Raw genomic sequence first — 16,487 nt, 5'->3', positions numbered from 1 at the left:
GAGCGGGCGCCTAAAAAGGAGTTAGCTGAATGAAAAAATTACTGGTTGCCTTCGCTGCCGCCGCAGCATTTTCCGCCCACGCCGCCGACACCCTAACCGTCGCGGCGACGCCGGTGCCGCACGCGGAAATCCTCGAATTCGTCAAACCGGCGCTGGCCAAAGAAGGCGTGGACCTCAAGGTCAAAGTCTTCACCGACTACATCCAGCCGAACGTACAAGTCGCCGAAAAGCGCCTGGACGCCAACTTCTTCCAGCACCAGCCGTACCTGGATGAGTTCAACAAGGCCAAGGGCACGAATCTGGTCAGCGTGACCGGCGTGCACCTGGAACCTCTGGGCGCGTACTCCAGCAAGTTCAAGACACTGGCAGAAGTTCCAGGCGGTGCCAACGTGGTCATCCCTAACGACGCCACCAACGGCGGCCGTGCGCTGTTGCTGCTGGCGAAGCACGGGGTGATCACGCTGAAGGATTCCAACAACATCCTGTCGACTACTAAAGATATTGTTGAGAATCCGAAGGATCTGAAATTCCGTGAGCTGGAAGCCGCGACCATTCCGCGGGTGCTGACCCAGGTGGATCTGGCGTTGATCAATACCAACTATGCGTTGGAGGCCAAGCTTGATCCGTCCAAGGATGCGTTGGTGATTGAAGGTAGCGACTCGCCGTATGTGAATATTCTGGTTGCCCGTGAGGATGACAAGGACAGCGAAGCCATGAAGAAACTGGCGGCGGCGCTGCATACGCCGGAAGTGAAGGCTTTTATTCTTGAGAAGTACAAAGGCGCGGTTTTGCCGGCGTTTTGAGCTGATCGGGTGATGAAAAAACGGGGCTGCGTGGGAATGCAGTCCCGTTTTTTGGTTTGGAATGTCGATGGGATGGTGGGCAGAAAGTTTACTTCCACTCAGTGAGATGAGTAGATCAAGCTTCTTTGATTTATCTTCTATCACAGCCTGGGTGGTAAGACCAATGTGGCTTATCAGCCAGTCTGTCTTAACAGCCAAAAACGGCCAGATGCGTGCGATTTGCCCGCTCAATTAAATCTTTCGATTGTTGCGCCGGTCGCGCATAGTTACGCGGATGGTGGAAAAATTCCATACCAGGCACTTGCAACCCAAAATACACCTGATGTAAGACCCGTTAGTCCAGCCGTTACTCTGGTGAATTTATCCGGCGCTCGTATATTATCTCCTGGCTTTGGAGGTGAAAAATACTCACTACCGACACACATAATAGCAAGTATAGCCAATAAGCCTGCTCCGAGATTTAGCCAAGCTGCGGTTACACTTGAGGGAGGAAATGATTTAAAACAGACCAAAATTAACGCAAAAGAAGATAAAGCAATTGAAAGCAACGCTACTTTTTTTGAGCTTCTCATATGCGGTCCTTGCGACATCGTTTATTGCCGTTCGAAATGAGGCAAAATATAAATACAATTTTCCCCACCATAATCTACCTGCTCCATTTTCATTGCTAATCAGAAATCGGACAGGGCAACATTTTTCCAAATTATTCAATTATCGGTTTATAGACCATTTTTCTATTTGTTTGTACCCCACATACAGAAGTAGCCCCACGAAGGTCGAAGTGAGAAAAGCAATCCAGATAAACCAAGTTGCCCTTCGGGCAGCCTCATAGAAGCTCATCGTATCTGTGTAGTCGCGCTGATTCAAAATAATATTTGATAAAAGATTAGTCGCAAGACCAGCCGTGAAGAATGGAATAACATAAAGTGCTACTTGATACTCACTTTTTAAATCTCTATCACTAATAGTGTCCTCTGGTAACACATTAAAAATAGACTGTACCAAGCCTAAAAAAAGTGCCGCCAACAGCAGTAAGGTAATTGCAACTGCAACATCTAACCACTTTGGCGTTTTTGGATCACGTATAAGAAACATTAAGGATACGGAGCAGACACCCACACCAACAGTTGCATATACATGAAACGCATTGACTGAACCCCACGACATTTTGTACTCCCTATGTAATTTATCGATCTTTACGCAACCAAATAACTCACGCAGAATATCGGCTGCTTTGCGTTTAGCTTTAGTCCGAAACACCAAAAAATTCAATAAGTTTAACAACGCAAACCATCGCGACTCCGGCTTACTTTATTTTGAGGGTAGTCCCTGTCGGAGCTTACTTGATTTGGACAAGGACCCTGCAAACATGATGGTCTTCGAATTTAGTAGTCAAAAGCATCCTCGGCATTAAATAATGCTCTACGGATCTTAGAAGAAGCAAACAGTCCTGAGATTGTCGAGGCTGCGTGGCTGGCGCGGGCTGAGCCTCGGCAACTTTAGGAAAGTTACAGTACGCTGGTTGCCGGCCCGAAGCGGAAACGCTCTTTTTTGGCCGAAAATAGCTTCTCACAATCGCCCCTCCTCGTAGGTTAACGCTCCTTCATGCGAAGGTGAAAAAGGCGCGACACTCAGCTGAAAAAGGGGTGGCAGCTGTACGCAGGTTAGTAGACCGGGGACTAAGGGGCTAGACGGGTTTGCAATTGGGGGGTGAAGTGGGTGATACGGTTTTGTCTGTAAGAATTTTTCGGGGTGGGTGGGGCTGCTTTGCAGCCCAGCGGGAGCAAGCTCCCTCGCCACGAATATTTGACCGGCTTGGAGATGCCCGCTCGCTCGATACGTGATGGTTGCTTGTCTTTCGGTCCGAAAAAGGTGGGGAACGACGACGCAGCCTTTTTCAGCGATCACTTGCTCCCGAACCCCTATCAGCATGTGACCCTTGTTCGGGCCGAATGAACCATAGGATCCGCTTCATTGTTCTACAACCCTCATGATAAATTCCTCACCGCGACCTCTAATGGATAGAGGGCATTCAGGGAGTGAAGTGAGTGATCAAGTCTTTGTTGGTTGGGACATTGCTGGCAATGGCATCAGCATCGGCATCTGCGATGAGTTGCGATAACCCTAGAAACGCCTATGACAGGACCTATTGCGCGTCGCTGAAAATGGTTCAGTCGGATCAGGAAATCAACGAGCAATACAAGAAGACGATGAGCGCTCTGAACCCGGAGCAAAAGAAAAAAGTGAAAGCCGCTCAAATCCAGTGGATCAAGATTCGTGACAACGCCTGTTCCAACGATGGCCTGCTCTACCTGGACTGTGCCAATGAGAAGACCGAGGCGCGTATCGTCATACTCAAAGCTGTCGAGCGCGAGTGCCGTGCTGCCGGTTGCGACGACGCCAAGCTGTCGCAAGTCGAGTAACCCGTAAACAATGAGCGCGTTGGGCTTGCAGTCGTATCCCACGAAAAACCCGACGTAACGCGTCGGGTTTTTCTTTGGCGGGTTCACCCGCTATCGCGAAGGGGATGCTTCGCAGCCCAGCGCGAGCACGCTCCCTCGACACGGGGTTTTGGTTCAATCGGGGCCGTGGGTGTAATTCAGTTGTTTGCGTTGGTGGCAGGGTGCCACAATCGTTCTTTTTCAGTTGCGTCACGATCAGGTGGATCACATGCATGGCCCAAGATCTCGGAATGACCAGGCGCTTTTCATAGCCGAGCAGGTGCGAACTGACCGATTGCAGCAACTGTTTCGCCAATCCGTGTCTGCGGTTTTTGGTAGCTACCTCGCTGCCATCATGCTGAGTTGGCTGTGCTGGGATCGTTTTGAACACAACGTCATCTTTTGGTGGCTGGCCATATTGACCGGATCGACGTTGTTGCGCATCTCGCTGTTTATTGCCTATGTTCGCAGCGACGAAAGTGAGCGTACGCCTGAACGCTGGGAGCGCAAATACTGGATCACGCTCGTGTTGTCCGCCAGCATTTGGGGAGGCGGCGCATTCGTTGTCATGCCGGCAGACGATCTCTTGTCGCAGGCATTGGTCATGCTCTTTACTGTCGGGATGTCCGTCAGTGCGGTGTCTTGCTACTCCGCTTACCGCGACATGACCCTGGTCTCCATAGGCCTGGTCCTATTGCCGTGCACCGCCTGGCTGCTGTTTCAACCGTCCCCGATTCAAGTCGGCATGGCACTGTCAATCATGGTGTTCACCGCATTTGCTGCCCGCGCTACCAGCAAAATGTCCCAGGCACTGGAAACCGCTTTTCGACTCACCCGCGAAATGGAACAGGCGAACAGCATTTCAACCCGTGCCGCCCAAACCGATGAACTGACGGGCCTGAAGAGTCGGCGGGCCTTTTTCGAGCATGCCCAGCAGCTTTATGACGAATGTAAGACCAACCGGTTGGGGTTGTGCGCGGTCATGTTGGACATGGATCACTTCAAGCACATCAACGACACCTACGGCCATCAGGTCGGGGATCAGGTTTTGCGCAAGATGGGGGCGGTCATCAGTTCGTCGTTTCGGGCGACGGACATTCACGGCCGGCTGGGTGGGGAAGAGTTCGCCATTCTGCTTCCGGACACTTCCATCGAAGTCGCTACCCAGATTGCAGAACAGCTCATTGATACGATTGCAGGTTTGATGATCGAACCTGTTCACTGCATATCCGCCAGCCTTGGCGTCGCGTCTACGGAGGCCTGTAATAAGGATCTTCACAGCTTGATGAACGATGCGGATAAGGCCCTGTATCGGGCGAAGGCGCTGGGGCGCAACCGAGTGGCTGTGGCTTAGTCGGGTTGGCTTTGCCTCATCAGTCGGAATTGATCGTGTCCACGCTCTGCGTCACCTTCCAGAAGCGGGACGCGGAGCGTCCATGGCGGCATTCCCACGCAGCGCGTAGGAACGATCCAGAAGACCATCATGTGCTTTGACCCCCTCTCTCCGAAGGCCTGCAATTGGGCTGGCCCAGCTGATACCCCCTAGCTCCTCCTTCCCCTTGGTTCACCTCGGACCCACACAAGCTGGCGACACTGCGCCCCCTGAAAAATAAATATCTTTTAAGATCAAATAGTTAAATCAAAACTGATAAATTCTTAAAAATTTATCTTGCGCGCTAACTATTTGTCCGTTAATTTTATCTCAACTGGTTAGCGCACAAACATTTAGCGCAAATCAAAGTCGATCAAACCTAACAGCAAGAGAGGAAACACCATGAACGTTCTCTACACCGCAGTCGCAACCTCCACCGGTGGCCGTGATGGCCGTGCTGTTTCCAGCGACAAGATTCTCGACGTGAAACTGGCCACACCAAAAGCCCTGGGCGGCGCCGGTGGTGAAGCCACCAACCCTGAGCAGTTGTTCGCCGCCGGCTACTCGGCTTGCTTCATCGGCGCACTGAAGTTTGTCGCCAGCCAGAGCAAACGCAGCATTCCTGCCGACGCCTCGATCACGGCACACGTCGGCATCGGCCAGATCCCTGGCGGTTTCGGTCTGGACATCGACCTGCACATCAGCCTGCCAGGTCTGGATCAAACCGATGCTCAAGCGATGGTCGACGCGGCTCACCAGGTTTGCCCGTACTCCAACGCCACACGCGGCAACGTCGACGTCCGTTTGCACGTCACCGTCTAACTCACTTCATCTACGAATAAAAAGGATCAAGACATGAACACTTTCAGCAAAACGCTCGTTGGCTCGCTTCTCGCACTGGCGCTCGGCAATGCATTCGCAACTTCTTTTGTTCAACCTACGGTCGCTGAGGGTGGCTCGGACCGGCTGATCGAAAAACGTGTAGCCGAAGGCGGCTCGGATCGACTGATCGGAAAACGTGTAGCCGAAGGCGGCTCGGATCGACTGATCGAGAACCGTGTGGCCGAAGGCGGCTCGGATCGACTGATCGAAAAACGTGTTGCTGAAGGTGGCTCGGATCGCCTGATCGAAAAACGTGTAGCCGAAGGCGGCTCGGATCGACTGATCGGAAAACGTGTAGCCGAAGGCGGCTCGGATCGCCTGATGGAAAACAGAGTGGGCTGAACAATCCCTTCACCGCTCCGAAAATCGGTTGAATCAACCCATGTTGCTGCCAAAACAAAAAACGCCGCTTATCTCTCATGAGTAAGCGGCGTTTTTTTGCAATGTGTCATGGGATCCTAAACGATGCTATCCACCACCCCCCCATCAACACGCAGCGCCGCTCCGGTGGTGGCCGAGGCCTGCTCCGAGCTGGCATAAATGATCATGTTGGCAACCTCCTCGACACGCGCCGCGCGCTGGATGATCGAGGTGCTACGGTGCTCATTGACGAAATCCGCCGCGACTTTTTCCAGGCTTTCCCCCGTGCGCTCGACGTCTGCCTTGAGCATCTGGGCAACCCCTTCGGAAAGCGTCGGCCCAGGCAGCACCGAATTCACCGTAACGCCCGTGCCGGCAAGGCGCTTGGCCAAGCCGCGAGCAATGGAAAGCTGGGCGGTCTTGGTGAACCCGTAATGGATCATGTCGGCAGGAATATTCAGGCCAGATTCCGACGAGACAAACACAATCCGCCCCCAACCGCGCTCGACCATGCCCGGCGCGTACGCCCTGGAAACACGCACGCCCGACATCACGTTGGTTTCGAAGAAACGTTGCCATTCGCTGTCCGGTGTTTCGAAAAAATCTTCCTGTTTGAAAATGCCCAGGTTGTTGATGACGATATCGAAGCTTGGGTGTTTGGCGATCAGTGCCTGGCAGCCAGCCTCATGACTAAGGTCACCCACAAAGCCAGCGGCATTTGAAGCAAGGTCGCCCAACCGCTGCAACGCGTCCTCCACGCTACTCTCGCTGCGACCATTGATGAGCACGTGGGCGCCGGCTTCCAGGAAACCTTTGGCTGTGGCAAAGCCGATACCGCTGGTGGAGCCGGTGACTAAGACGTGGCGTCCGGTGAAGTCGATTTTCATGAGGGGACTCCTTGATTAATGAACCAGAGGGACTGTGCGATATGCCTGGCTGGACGGTCATCCGACGGATTCAGGCATGACTTTTCCATCCCAGCGTCATCGATATCGCAAGCCTTTAATCATGGACACGATTGAGGCTTTGCGCCTGTTCATGCGTTTTTTGCACGATGTCACTCACCGGTAAATTGCCTTCTCTTGACCGATTAGGATAAGCGTCCTACGATCAGATCCAACGATTAGGTCAATTGTCCTAATCACCCGCTAAAGTAATTGAGCGCATCTGGATGGCTGACATGACTACCCGCGAACGCATTGTCGCGGAGGCGGACAGGCTGTTTTATGAAAGGGGTTATGAACTGACCTCTTTCTCGGACATTGCCGATGCCGTGGGCATTTCCCGTGGCAACTTTTACTACCACTTCAAGAGCAAGGACGAGATTCTGGATGCCGTCATCGGGAAACGGATGATGAACACTTCAGGGATGCTGGAGACATGGGAGACCCAAAGTCATTCCCCCTCCGAGCGCATCAAATCTTTCATCCTCATCGTGGTCACGAATCGAGCGCAGATCATCCGCCATGGCTGCCCGGTCGGCACGTTATGCAGCGAGCTGGCCAAGATTGGCCACCCCGCGCAGCCACAATCCAACCAGCTCTTTGCCTTATTCCGCACTTGGCTATGCCAACAGTTTGTTCTGCTGGGGCATGAAACGGACGCGGATTCGCTAGCGATGCATGTATTGGCGTTCAGTCAGGGCATTGCCTTGCTTGCCCAGGCATTTCAAGACGAGCGCTTCATTCAACGCGAGGCCGAACGCATGTGTGCATGGCTTGATGGCGTCGCTGATGAAGTAAGGGTTTAGATCAAACCACCACAATGATTTTCAGGAAGGACAACCATGTACGTCGTTTTTCTAAGATTTTCAGCTGGACGTGATCAGGCAGGCCGGTTGATGCAAGCGCATAAAGATTGGCTGCAGCGCGGATTCGATGAGGGTGTTTTCCTCTTGGCCGGTAGCATCCAGCCACAGGCCGGAGGGATGATTCTGGCTAGTGGGGTCACGCTAGCCCAGCTTGAGGATCGGATCGGCAGCGACCCCTTCGTGGCGGAAGATGTCGTGCACGCCGAGATCGTGGCGGTAACACCATCTAAGGTGGATCCTCGCTTGGCGTTTTTGCTCAGCCATCAGGAAGCCGACCACACCGCCAGTTCATAGCCGTCCGGATCGATAAAGTGGAAACGTCGGCCACCCGGGAAAGCGAACACTTCACGACTGATGATCGCCCCTGCGGCTTCGAGCCTGAGTTGGGTACGCTCAAGGTCATCGGCGTACAGGATGATCAACGGGCCACCCGGGCGTACAAGTTCACCGGTCGTGAAACCACCGGTCAGGCGACCGTCGCTGAATTCGGTGTAGGTCGGGCCGTAGTCGACGAAACTCCAGCCGAATGCGCTTGCATAGAAGGCTTTGCTTCGGGCGATGTCGCTGACATTGAACTCGATGTTATCGATCTGGCGGTCATTACCTCGAATGCCCATTGACGCGTCCTTGGCTGATTGGGAAGAGGCAAGCTTAGGGCATTCGGCTCTCAACACTCCAAAATTTATCGCGTCTTCAACGACGGTTGCGGTGACAGTCCGTTAGATAGAACGAACCCTTGGTTGGGGCTGCTGCGCAGCCCAGCGGGGATAAATCCCCTCGCCACAGGAGGGGGAGGCGGTTGATTCAGCGGCCGCCGTCAGGGCGCAATCGTGAGCAGGCTCGCTCCCACAGTTTTTCCGGGTTGTTCACAAACATCGCATCCATCACAAATCCCTGTGGGAGCTGAGCTTGCTCGCGATAGCGGTGGGTCTGCTTGCATTGATGTTGCATGTGCTGCCGTCATCGCGAGCAAGCTCGGCTCCCACCTGGGTTTTTGGGGTCCCAGTCCTGCATTCACCACAAATCCTGTGTCGCTCATATGAAGCAACAAGCCTTTAATACCACCGCGCCTCGCCCGGCGGGCGTTTCTTGAAGCGTTTCATGCTCCACATGTACTGGCTCGGGTAGGCACGCACGTAACGCTCTACCACTTGGCTCATGGCGGCGCAGGCGGTTTCGGTGTCGGTGCTGTACATGGCGTCTGGCGCCGCTTCAAGGATGACTTTGTAGCCGGAGCCGTCCGGCAGGCGCAGGGCGTGGAGGAAGACGCCGACGGCTTTGCCGCCGGCGAGCATGTTCGGTACGAACTTGCTGGTCAGGGCCTGGGTGGCGAAGAAGGGCACGAAGATGCCGGCCGATTCGGACGGCTCCGGGTCGGCGGGGATGCCCACCTGGCCGCCCTTGCGGACCTCTTTGATGACGCTGAGGATGCCTTCTTTGGTGGAGGCCGCAACTTTGTTGCCCAACTGTACCCGCTGCTTTTGCAGCAATTCATCCACCGCCTTGAGCTTGGGCGGGCGGTAGAAAATGATTGGTTTGCACTGGCTGCAATAGAAGTGGTTGAGCACTTCCCAGTTGCCCAGGTGGCTGGTGATGCCGACCACGCCTTTGCCGGAGGCCAGTGCGTCTTTCAGGACCTCCAGGCCTTCGACTTCGCGCACCAGTTCAAGAGAGCGCTGGGCCGGCCAGATCCAGGCGCAGGCGCTTTCGGTCAGGGATTTGCCGATGTCCTTGAGGCTCTGGCCCACCAGGCGTTCGCGCTCCGCCGGGTCCATCTCGGGAAAGCATTTGGCGAGGTTGATCTGTACCACGTCGCGGGAGCGGTTGGGCAGCTTCCACATGAGCCAGCCAATGGCCGAACCCGATGCCTGCACCGCGCGCCAGGGCAGTAGCGCAAACAACCGCAGAGCGCCGACCAGCAAGGCGCCTTTCAACTTATCCACAGGTCACTCCTGAATTCATGGGCGTGTTGCGAGGCGGCTATTCTAACCACCGTTTGCCAGCTCGGCGTAACGGTCGCAGTCCTGGGTGTGGTCCATGACCATGCCCGAGGCCTGCATCAAGGCGTAACAAATGGTCGGCCCGACGAAGGTGAACCCGGCTTTTTTCAGGCCCTTGCTCATGGCAATGGCCTGGGGCGTGATGGCCGGCACTTCGGAGCGGTCCTTGAAGTGGTTGATGACCGGCTTGTCGTCCACGAACGACCAGAGGAACGCCACCGGATCCTCCAGGGCCAGCCAGGCTTGGGCATTGCGCCGGGCCGCATTGAGCTTGAGGCGGTTGCGGATGATGCCGGGGTCGAGCATCAGGTCGTCGATCTCGGCATCGCTCATCTGCGCCACCCGCTGTACGTCAAAGCCGAACAGCACTTGCCGATAGCGCTCGCGTTTGCGCAAAACGGTGATCCAGGACAGCCCGGCCTGGAACCCTTCGAGCAAAAGCAACTCGAACAAACCCTGCGCATCGCGCAGCGGCGTGCCCCACTCCTGATCGTGATAAGCCATGTACAACGGATCGTCAGAACACCAAAAGCAGCGTGGCATAAGGCTCCAGGGGGCGTGCGCACGAACGAATCGGGTATACTCCCGCTCTTTAAATCGCAGCCCAAGAAACAGGTGAATTTCGTGAGCCAGCCTACGCCAGCCGTGCGTACCTTCCAAGACTTGATCCTCGCCCTCCAGCAATACTGGGCCGAGCAAGGTTGCGTGGTACTTCAGCCCTACGATATGGAAGTAGGCGCCGGCACTTTCCACACTGCCACGTTTCTGCGTGCCATCGGCCCGGAAACCTGGAACGCCGCTTATGTGCAGCCCAGCCGCCGCCCGACTGACGGCCGCTATGGCGAAAACCCGAACCGTCTGCAGCACTACTACCAGTTCCAGGTGGTCCTGAAACCGAACCCGGAAAACTTCCAGGAACTGTACCTGGGCTCGCTCAAGCACGTGGGCCTCGACCCGCTGGTGCACGACATTCGTTTCGTTGAAGACAACTGGGAATCGCCAACCCTGGGCGCCTGGGGCCTGGGCTGGGAAGTCTGGCTCAACGGCATGGAAGTGACTCAGTTCACTTACTTCCAGCAGGCCGGCGGCATCGAGTGCTACCCGGTGACCGGCGAAATCACCTACGGCCTGGAACGCCTGGCCATGTACCTGCAAGGTGTGGACTCGGTCTACGACCTGGTATGGGCCGACGGCCCGTTCGGTAAAGTGACCTACGGCGACGTGTTCCACCAGAACGAAGTGGAGCAATCGACCTACAACTTCGAACACGCCAACGTCGAGAAGCTGTTCGAACTGTTCGATTTCTATGAAAGCGAAGCCAAGCGCCTGATCGAACTGGACCAGCCGCTGCCGTTGCCGAGCTACGAAATGGTGTTGAAGGCGTCTCATACCTTCAACCTGCTGGACGCACGCCGGGCGATTTCCGTGACCGCGCGCCAGCAATACATCCTGCGTGTACGCACCCTGGCGCGTTCCGTTGCGCAAGCCTACCTGCTGGCCCGTGCCAAGCTGGGCTTCCCGATGGCGACCCCGGATTTGCGTGATGAAGTGTTGGCTAAGCTGGAGGCTGCACAATGAGTGCTCAAGATTTTCTGGTTGAACTGGGCACCGAAGAACTGCCACCCAAAGCCCTGAACACCCTGGCCGATGCGTTCCTGGCCGGTATCGAGAAAGGCCTGCAAGCCGCTGGCCTGAACTTCGAAGCCAAGCAGGTCTACGCTGCGCCGCGTCGTTTGGCCGTGCTGATCACCGCCCTGGCGACCCAGCAGCCGGACCGCAGCATCAACCTCGACGGCCCGCCACGCCAGGCCGCGTTCGATGCCGATGGCAACCCGACCCAGGCCGCGCTGGGCTTCGCCAAGAAGTGTGGCGTGGACCTGAGCGAAATCGACCAGAGCGGGCCGAAGCTGCGCTACAGCCAGAGCATCAAGGGCAAGCCGACCGCCAGCCTGTTGCCGACCATCGTCGAAGACTCCCTCAATGACTTGCCGATCCCTAAGCGCATGCGCTGGGCCGCGCGCAAGGAAGAGTTCGTGCGTCCGACCCAATGGCTGGTGATGCTGCTCGGTGACCAGGTCATCGATTGCACGATTCTGGCGCAGAAGGCCGGTCGCGATTCCCGCGGCCATCGCTTCCATCATCCGCAGAGCGTGCGCATCACCTCGCCGGCCAATTACCTGGCCGACCTGCGTGCGGCCTACGTGTTGGCCGACGCCAACGAGCGCCGCGAACTGATCAGCAAGCGCACCGAAGAGCTGGCCACTCAGCAGGAAGGCACCGCCATTGTGCCGCCAAACCTGTTGGACGAAGTGACCGCGCTGGTGGAATGGCCAGTGCCGCTGGTGTGCTCGTTCGAGGAACGTTTCCTTGAAGTGCCCCAGGAAGCGCTGATCACCACCATGCAGGACAACCAGAAGTACTTCTGCCTGCTCGACGCCGAAGGCAAGTTGCTGCCGCGCTTCATCACGGTGGCCAACATCGAAAGCAAGGACCCGCAGCAGATCATCGCCGGTAACGAGAAAGTCGTTCGCCCGCGCCTGACCGACGCCGAGTTCTTCTTCAAGCAAGACAAGAAACAGCCCCTGGAAAGCTTCAACGAACGCCTGCAGAACGTGGTGTTCCAGGAAAAACTCGGCAGCGTCTACGACAAGGCCGAGCGCGTGTCGAAACTGGCCGCCTTCATCGCTCCACGCATCGGCGGCGACGCCCAGCGCGCGGCGCGGGCCGGCATCCTGTCCAAGTGCGACCTGTCCACCGAAATGGTCGGTGAGTTCCCGGAGATGCAAGGCGTCGCCGGTTACTACTACGCCCTCAATGACGGCGAACCGCAAGACGTAGCCCTGGCGCTGAACGAGCAGTACATGCCGCGCGGTGCCGGTGCTGAACTGCCGACCACCCTGACCGGTGCGGCCGTGGCCATCGCCGACAAGCTCGACACCCTGGTGGGCATCTTCGGCATTGGCATGCTGCCCACCGGCAGCAAAGACCCATATGCCTTGCGTCGTGCGGCGTTGGGCGTGCTGCGGATCCTGATCGACAAGCAACTGGACCTGGACCTGAACGACGCCGTGGCATTCGCCGTCAACGCGTTCGGCAGCAAGGTCAAATCTGCCGGCCTGGCCGATGCCGTTCTGGAATTCATCTTCGACCGCCTGCGTGCGCGTTATGAAGACGAAGGCGTCGATGTGGCCACCTACCTGTCGGTGCGTGCCCTGAAGCCAGGTTCGGCCCTGGACTTCGATCAGCGCGTACAAGCGGTGCAGGCTTTCCGCCAATTGCCGGAAGCGGCAGCGCTGGCGGCGGTGAACAAGCGGGTGTCGAATCTGTTGAGCAAGGTCGAGCCAACCATTTTCAGCGTACCTGAGGCGCGTTACTTTGATAACGCCGTGGAGTTCTCTCTTAACTCGGCTATCCAGCAGGCGTCTACGTCCGTGCAACCGCTTATGGAAAAGCGCGAGTATGCCGAAGCGCTGGCACGCCTGGCAGCACTGCGCGATCCTGTCGATGCGTTCTTTGAAGCCGTGATGGTGAATGCGGACAACGAAGACGTTCGCAAGAACCGCTATGCACTGCTGGCACGCCTGCGGGGCCTGTTCCTCAATATTGCCGACATTTCCATGCTGGGTTGAGGGGCTGCTGTTGAAACTGCTGATTCTCGATCGGGACGGAGTGATCAATCACGACTCCGACGCTTACATCAAATCGGTGGAGGAGTGGTTGCCACTCCCCGGTTCGATCGAAGCCATTGCGCAGTTGAGCAAGGCCGGCTGGACGGTGGCGGTTGCCACCAACCAGTCGGGCATTGCCCGCGGTTACTACGACCTGGCGGTCCTTGAGGCCATGCATGAGCACTTGCGCGAATTGGTGGCTGAGCAGGGCGGGGAAGTCGGGCTGATCGTCTATTGCCCACACGGGCCGGACGAAGGTTGCGATTGCCGCAAGCCCAAGCCCGGCATGCTGAAAACCATTGCCGCGCATTACGACATGGCGCTGGCGGGTGTGTGGTTCGTCGGCGACAGCCTCGGTGACCTGGAGGCGGCCAAGGCCGTCGATTGTCAGCCAGTTTTAGTAAAGACCGGAAAAGGCGAGAAGACTTTGGGCAAGACCCTGCCGGTGGGCACCTTGATTTTTGAAGACTTGGCGGCGATTGCCGCTGAACTTATCCACAATTAGAGCTCCCAAGACATCCTGATCAAGGACTGTTCGGGAAGCGCTTCAACAGGCGGGCATTGCCCGCAACGGTAAATGCCGCTATGTCGATATTGCAGGCCATCAGAACCTTCCTCTTTTACCTGCTGCTGGGCACCAGTTCCTTGCTGTGGTGCTCCTTGAGTTTTTTTGTCGCGCCTTTCATGTCCTTCAGGACGCGCTACCGTTTTATCAATGTGTACTGGTGCCGTTGCGCGCTGTGGCTGAGCAAGGTCTTTCTGGGTATACGGTATGAAATAAAAGGCGCAGAAAATGTGCCTGACCGGCCGTGCGTGATCCAGTCCAACCATCAGAGCACTTGGGAGACGTTCTTCCTGTCGGCTTACTTCGAGCCCCTGAGCCAAGTGCTCAAACGTGAGCTGCTGTTTGTACCGTTCTTCGGTTGGGCCATGGCAATGCTACGTCCAATCGCCATTGACCGGGACAATCCCAAGGTTGCCCTCAAGCAGGTGGCGAAAAAAGGTGATGAGCTCCTCAAGGACAAGGTTTGGGTGCTGATCTTTCCGGAGGGCACGCGTGTTCCCTACGGGACCATCGGAAAATTTTCGCGCAGTGGTAGCGCTTTGGCGGTAAACGCTGACCTGCCGGTGCTGCCGATTGCACACAATGCCGGTAAGTTCTGGCCCAAGGGTGGCTGGCTCCGGACCCCGGGCGTCATCACCGTGGTGATCGGCCAACCGATGTATGCCGAAGGTAGCGGGCCTCGCGCCATTGCCGAGCTTAATGAGCGCGTACAAGCCTGGAATGAACAGACACAACGGGAAATGGGTTCGCTTCCTCCCGGCCCTGTCGCGGAAGTGTCCACGGAACAAGCTGCTGTTTGATATCTGTGGATAACCTGTGTACCGTTTTTTCGTAATCCGTTACTTTTGTGTTTTATGTCTTTGTTTTTAATACATATTTCATAAACACATAAAACCCGCCTTCAGGTGCATAAGTTTTTATAGCAGCAAAAGATCGTCCCAAGGCTCGGGCCGCGTTCGGACGATCTTTTACTCTGCCAACAACGGAAATCGCAGGCTGAACGTTGTACCTTTACCTACCACGCTATGGCATTCGATTTTCCCCTCGTGATGGTCAACCACGGCCTTGACCATCGATAACCCCAAGCCAATGCCATCGACCCCTTGGGCCGACGAAAACCGACGATACTGACTGAACAGATCCGGCAGTTCTTCGGCACTGATGCCCTTGCCTTGGTCGGCGACGTTGCAGATCAACCACCCCGACGTGCAATGAACCTGCAGCGAAATGCAGGCGTCGGGCGTGCTGTACTTGATGGCATTTTCCAGCAGATTGAACAGGGCACGGGTCAGCAACGGTTGATCCGCCCTCACCATCGCCTCTTCATCCTCTATTTCATGAATCAACTGGATGCGTTTTACCTGGGCAATCGGCAGCGCTTGGTCAAGTACATCCAGCACCAACATGGCGAACAGCGTCGGCTGGAATTGGTAAGCCTCGGATTCGGCCTTGGCCAGTTGCACGAAGCCGTCGGTCAATTCCAGGGCGCGACGCACCTGGCGCTCGATCTGATCGAAGAGCGGATTATTCGCCCCCGTCTGATGCCGCTGCACATCCAGCAGCGCCAGGATCGCTGAGTGGGGCGCGCGCAAATCATGGGATAAAAAACGCAACATGACGCTGCGCTGCTCCTCGGCTTCGCGTTCTGCACTCAGGTCGATGAGGCTCAGTAACCAGCCAATCGGCGCCTCTCCATCAACAGGCAAGAGCGGTGCGCGTTCCAGACGCAGGCTGCGCTCCCGGCTGTCGCGAAACTCCACCAGTGGCAATGTGGATAACCGGTGAGGCTGCCCACGTTCCAATCCTGGGTAACCTAGCTGTGCGAGATGTTCCAATACATCACCCCCCGCCAAGCCATGGCCGAAGAGATCACGAGCTTTGCGGTTACCGAGCAATATTCTGCCTTGGGGATCGCTGATCATTGTGGCCACGGGCAGGTATTCGAGGCCATCGGCAATAAAACGGCGGGTGTCCCGAGTTCGCCCCATGGCTTGTTCCAGAGCCATGATCTGGCCCTGCAAGCGGTCGCTGCCCGTGTAGGGGGCACGACGCCGTTCGGGGAACACCTTGGGTTCCGCATCCAGGCGCGCCAGCTCCCAGCCAAAGTAGGCCAGCACCACGCTCAGGCGTCGCCAATTCCAGATCAGATAACCAAACACGATGCCCAGCACGCTCGCCATGGGCGACCACCACCAACCTTCAGCTGCGAGTACAACACTGATCAGCAGGGCCACACTCATGCCCCCCACTGTCGTCCATAGCGCCAGGCGAGGGCGCAGCAATAGCAACCCCAGCACGACGGCGACCACAAACACCGACAACAACGCCGCCCCTGGGCCGTGGCGAGTTGGTTGGGTACTGAACGACAACAACGCGGTGAGCGGTAACAGAAGAAGACTTATCCACAACCATTCCCGTACCAATTGGCGAAACATGCGTTGGACTTGGGTCGGTTCACGGCTTTCACGACGACGCTGGTTGCTCATAAGCACCCTGACAGAACATAGGAACGGGGGATTTTTTTCATGGGGGTCGCGTGTCGCACCAGCAGGCTGAAGACCAAAGACTATAGCGGACTCGATAGGT

At 56.4% G+C, this 16,487-nt stretch carries 18 protein-coding genes; 12 read left to right on the top strand and 6 right to left on the bottom strand.

What is annotated here, in order from left to right; genetic code table 11:
- The first annotated feature begins 29 nt into the window (after positions 1 to 29).
- Both HU811_RS01360 and HU811_RS01355 read left to right on the top strand, forming a co-directional pair.
- Positions 30 to 803: a MetQ/NlpA family ABC transporter substrate-binding protein gene (locus tag HU811_RS01360; protein ID WP_186653415.1), complete on the top strand. Its 774-nt coding sequence runs from the start codon at positions 30 to 32 to the stop codon at positions 801 to 803.
- A gap of 165 nt (positions 804 to 968) precedes the next feature.
- Positions 969 to 1,415, top strand: a complete 447-nt coding sequence (locus HU811_RS01355; RefSeq protein WP_186653412.1) for a hypothetical protein — start codon at positions 969 to 971, stop codon at positions 1,413 to 1,415.
- 99 nt (positions 1,416 to 1,514) lie between these two features.
- Here the strand turns inward: HU811_RS01355 and HU811_RS01350 are convergent, their stop codons facing one another.
- Positions 1,515 to 2,063 carry a hypothetical protein gene (locus tag HU811_RS01350; protein ID WP_186653409.1) on the bottom strand — a complete coding sequence of 183 codons (549 nt, stop codon included), beginning with the start codon at positions 2,061 to 2,063 and terminating at the stop codon, positions 1,515 to 1,517.
- Positions 2,064 to 2,851: 788 nt separating this feature from the next.
- Here HU811_RS01350 and HU811_RS01345 point away from each other — a divergent pair.
- From HU811_RS01345 to HU811_RS01330, 4 genes are all read left to right on the top strand, one after another.
- Entirely contained in the window at positions 2,852 to 3,226 is a 375-nt protein-coding gene (locus HU811_RS01345) for a lysozyme inhibitor LprI family protein (protein WP_080962942.1), read from the top strand.
- A 247-nt stretch (positions 3,227 to 3,473) separates the two neighbouring features.
- Positions 3,474 to 4,598, top strand: a complete 1,125-nt coding sequence (locus HU811_RS01340) for a GGDEF domain-containing protein (protein WP_186653406.1) — start codon at positions 3,474 to 3,476, stop codon at positions 4,596 to 4,598.
- Positions 4,599 to 5,018: 420 nt separating this feature from the next.
- Positions 5,019 to 5,438: an organic hydroperoxide resistance protein gene (locus tag HU811_RS01335; RefSeq protein ID WP_186653404.1), complete on the top strand. Its 420-nt coding sequence runs from the start codon at positions 5,019 to 5,021 to the stop codon at positions 5,436 to 5,438.
- 33 nt (positions 5,439 to 5,471) lie between these two features.
- A complete protein-coding gene (locus HU811_RS01330) occupies positions 5,472 to 5,840 on the top strand; it encodes a hypothetical protein (protein ID WP_186653401.1) in 369 nt (122 codons plus the stop codon).
- Between the two features lie 116 nt (positions 5,841 to 5,956).
- Here the strand turns inward: HU811_RS01330 and HU811_RS01325 are convergent, their stop codons facing one another.
- Positions 5,957 to 6,745: an SDR family NAD(P)-dependent oxidoreductase gene (locus HU811_RS01325; protein WP_186653398.1), complete on the bottom strand. Its 789-nt coding sequence runs from the start codon at positions 6,743 to 6,745 to the stop codon at positions 5,957 to 5,959.
- Between the two features lie 293 nt (positions 6,746 to 7,038).
- On the opposite strand from HU811_RS01325, the gene HU811_RS01320 reads away from it, so the two are divergent.
- Positions 7,039 to 7,608, top strand: a complete 570-nt coding sequence (locus HU811_RS01320; RefSeq protein ID WP_202883604.1) for a TetR/AcrR family transcriptional regulator — start codon at positions 7,039 to 7,041, stop codon at positions 7,606 to 7,608.
- 36 nt (positions 7,609 to 7,644) lie between these two features.
- Positions 7,645 to 7,962 carry a YciI family protein gene (locus HU811_RS01315; RefSeq protein ID WP_186653392.1) on the top strand — a complete coding sequence of 106 codons (318 nt, stop codon included), beginning with the start codon at positions 7,645 to 7,647 and terminating at the stop codon, positions 7,960 to 7,962.
- Here the strand turns inward: HU811_RS01315 and HU811_RS01310 are convergent.
- The 3 genes from HU811_RS01310 to tag all read right to left on the bottom strand — a co-directional run bounded on the left by HU811_RS01310 (position 7,932) and on the right by tag (position 10,211).
- Positions 7,932 to 8,285 (bottom strand): VOC family protein, encoded by a 354-nt coding sequence (locus HU811_RS01310; protein WP_186653391.1) that lies wholly within the window; start codon positions 8,283 to 8,285, stop codon positions 7,932 to 7,934. The two genes, HU811_RS01315 and HU811_RS01310, sit on opposite strands and share 31 nt — an antisense overlap.
- A 438-nt stretch (positions 8,286 to 8,723) precedes the next feature.
- Positions 8,724 to 9,611 carry a lysophospholipid acyltransferase gene (locus HU811_RS01305; protein WP_186653389.1) on the bottom strand — a complete coding sequence of 296 codons (888 nt, stop codon included), beginning with the start codon at positions 9,609 to 9,611 and terminating at the stop codon, positions 8,724 to 8,726.
- Between the two features lie 42 nt (positions 9,612 to 9,653).
- Complete coding sequence (gene tag / locus HU811_RS01300) at positions 9,654 to 10,211, bottom strand: DNA-3-methyladenine glycosylase I (protein WP_186653388.1); 558 nt, start codon at positions 10,209 to 10,211, stop codon at positions 9,654 to 9,656.
- An 81-nt stretch (positions 10,212 to 10,292) separates the two neighbouring features.
- On the opposite strand from tag, the gene glyQ reads away from it, so the two are divergent.
- From glyQ to HU811_RS01280, 4 genes are all read left to right on the top strand, one after another.
- Complete coding sequence (gene glyQ / locus HU811_RS01295) at positions 10,293 to 11,246, top strand: glycine--tRNA ligase subunit alpha (protein WP_003177094.1); 954 nt, start codon at positions 10,293 to 10,295, stop codon at positions 11,244 to 11,246.
- On the top strand, positions 11,243 to 13,297 hold the full coding sequence (gene glyS, locus HU811_RS01290; RefSeq protein ID WP_186653387.1) for a glycine--tRNA ligase subunit beta: 2,055 nt from the start codon (positions 11,243 to 11,245) through the stop codon (positions 13,295 to 13,297). The genes glyQ and glyS overlap by 4 nt, the downstream gene beginning before the upstream one ends.
- Positions 13,298 to 13,301: 4 nt before the next feature.
- Positions 13,302 to 13,841, top strand: a complete 540-nt coding sequence (gene gmhB, locus HU811_RS01285; RefSeq protein ID WP_186653483.1) for a D-glycero-beta-D-manno-heptose 1,7-bisphosphate 7-phosphatase — start codon at positions 13,302 to 13,304, stop codon at positions 13,839 to 13,841.
- Between the two features lie 80 nt (positions 13,842 to 13,921).
- On the top strand, positions 13,922 to 14,701 hold the full coding sequence (locus HU811_RS01280; protein ID WP_092457895.1) for a lysophospholipid acyltransferase family protein: 780 nt from the start codon (positions 13,922 to 13,924) through the stop codon (positions 14,699 to 14,701).
- 168 nt (positions 14,702 to 14,869) lie between these two features.
- Here HU811_RS01280 and HU811_RS01275 read toward each other — a convergent pair whose 3' ends face one another.
- A complete protein-coding gene (locus HU811_RS01275; RefSeq protein ID WP_186653386.1) occupies positions 14,870 to 16,387 on the bottom strand; it encodes a sensor histidine kinase in 1,518 nt (505 codons plus the stop codon).
- Positions 16,388 to 16,487: the final 100 nt, after the last annotated feature.

Origin of the sequence: Pseudomonas tehranensis, assembly GCF_014268615.1 — a bacterium.
Classification (GTDB): domain Bacteria; phylum Pseudomonadota; class Gammaproteobacteria; order Pseudomonadales; family Pseudomonadaceae; genus Aquipseudomonas; species Aquipseudomonas tehranensis.
The sequence above is the reverse complement of the archived record's forward strand: the minus strand, read 5'-3'. Positions and strand labels throughout refer to the sequence as shown.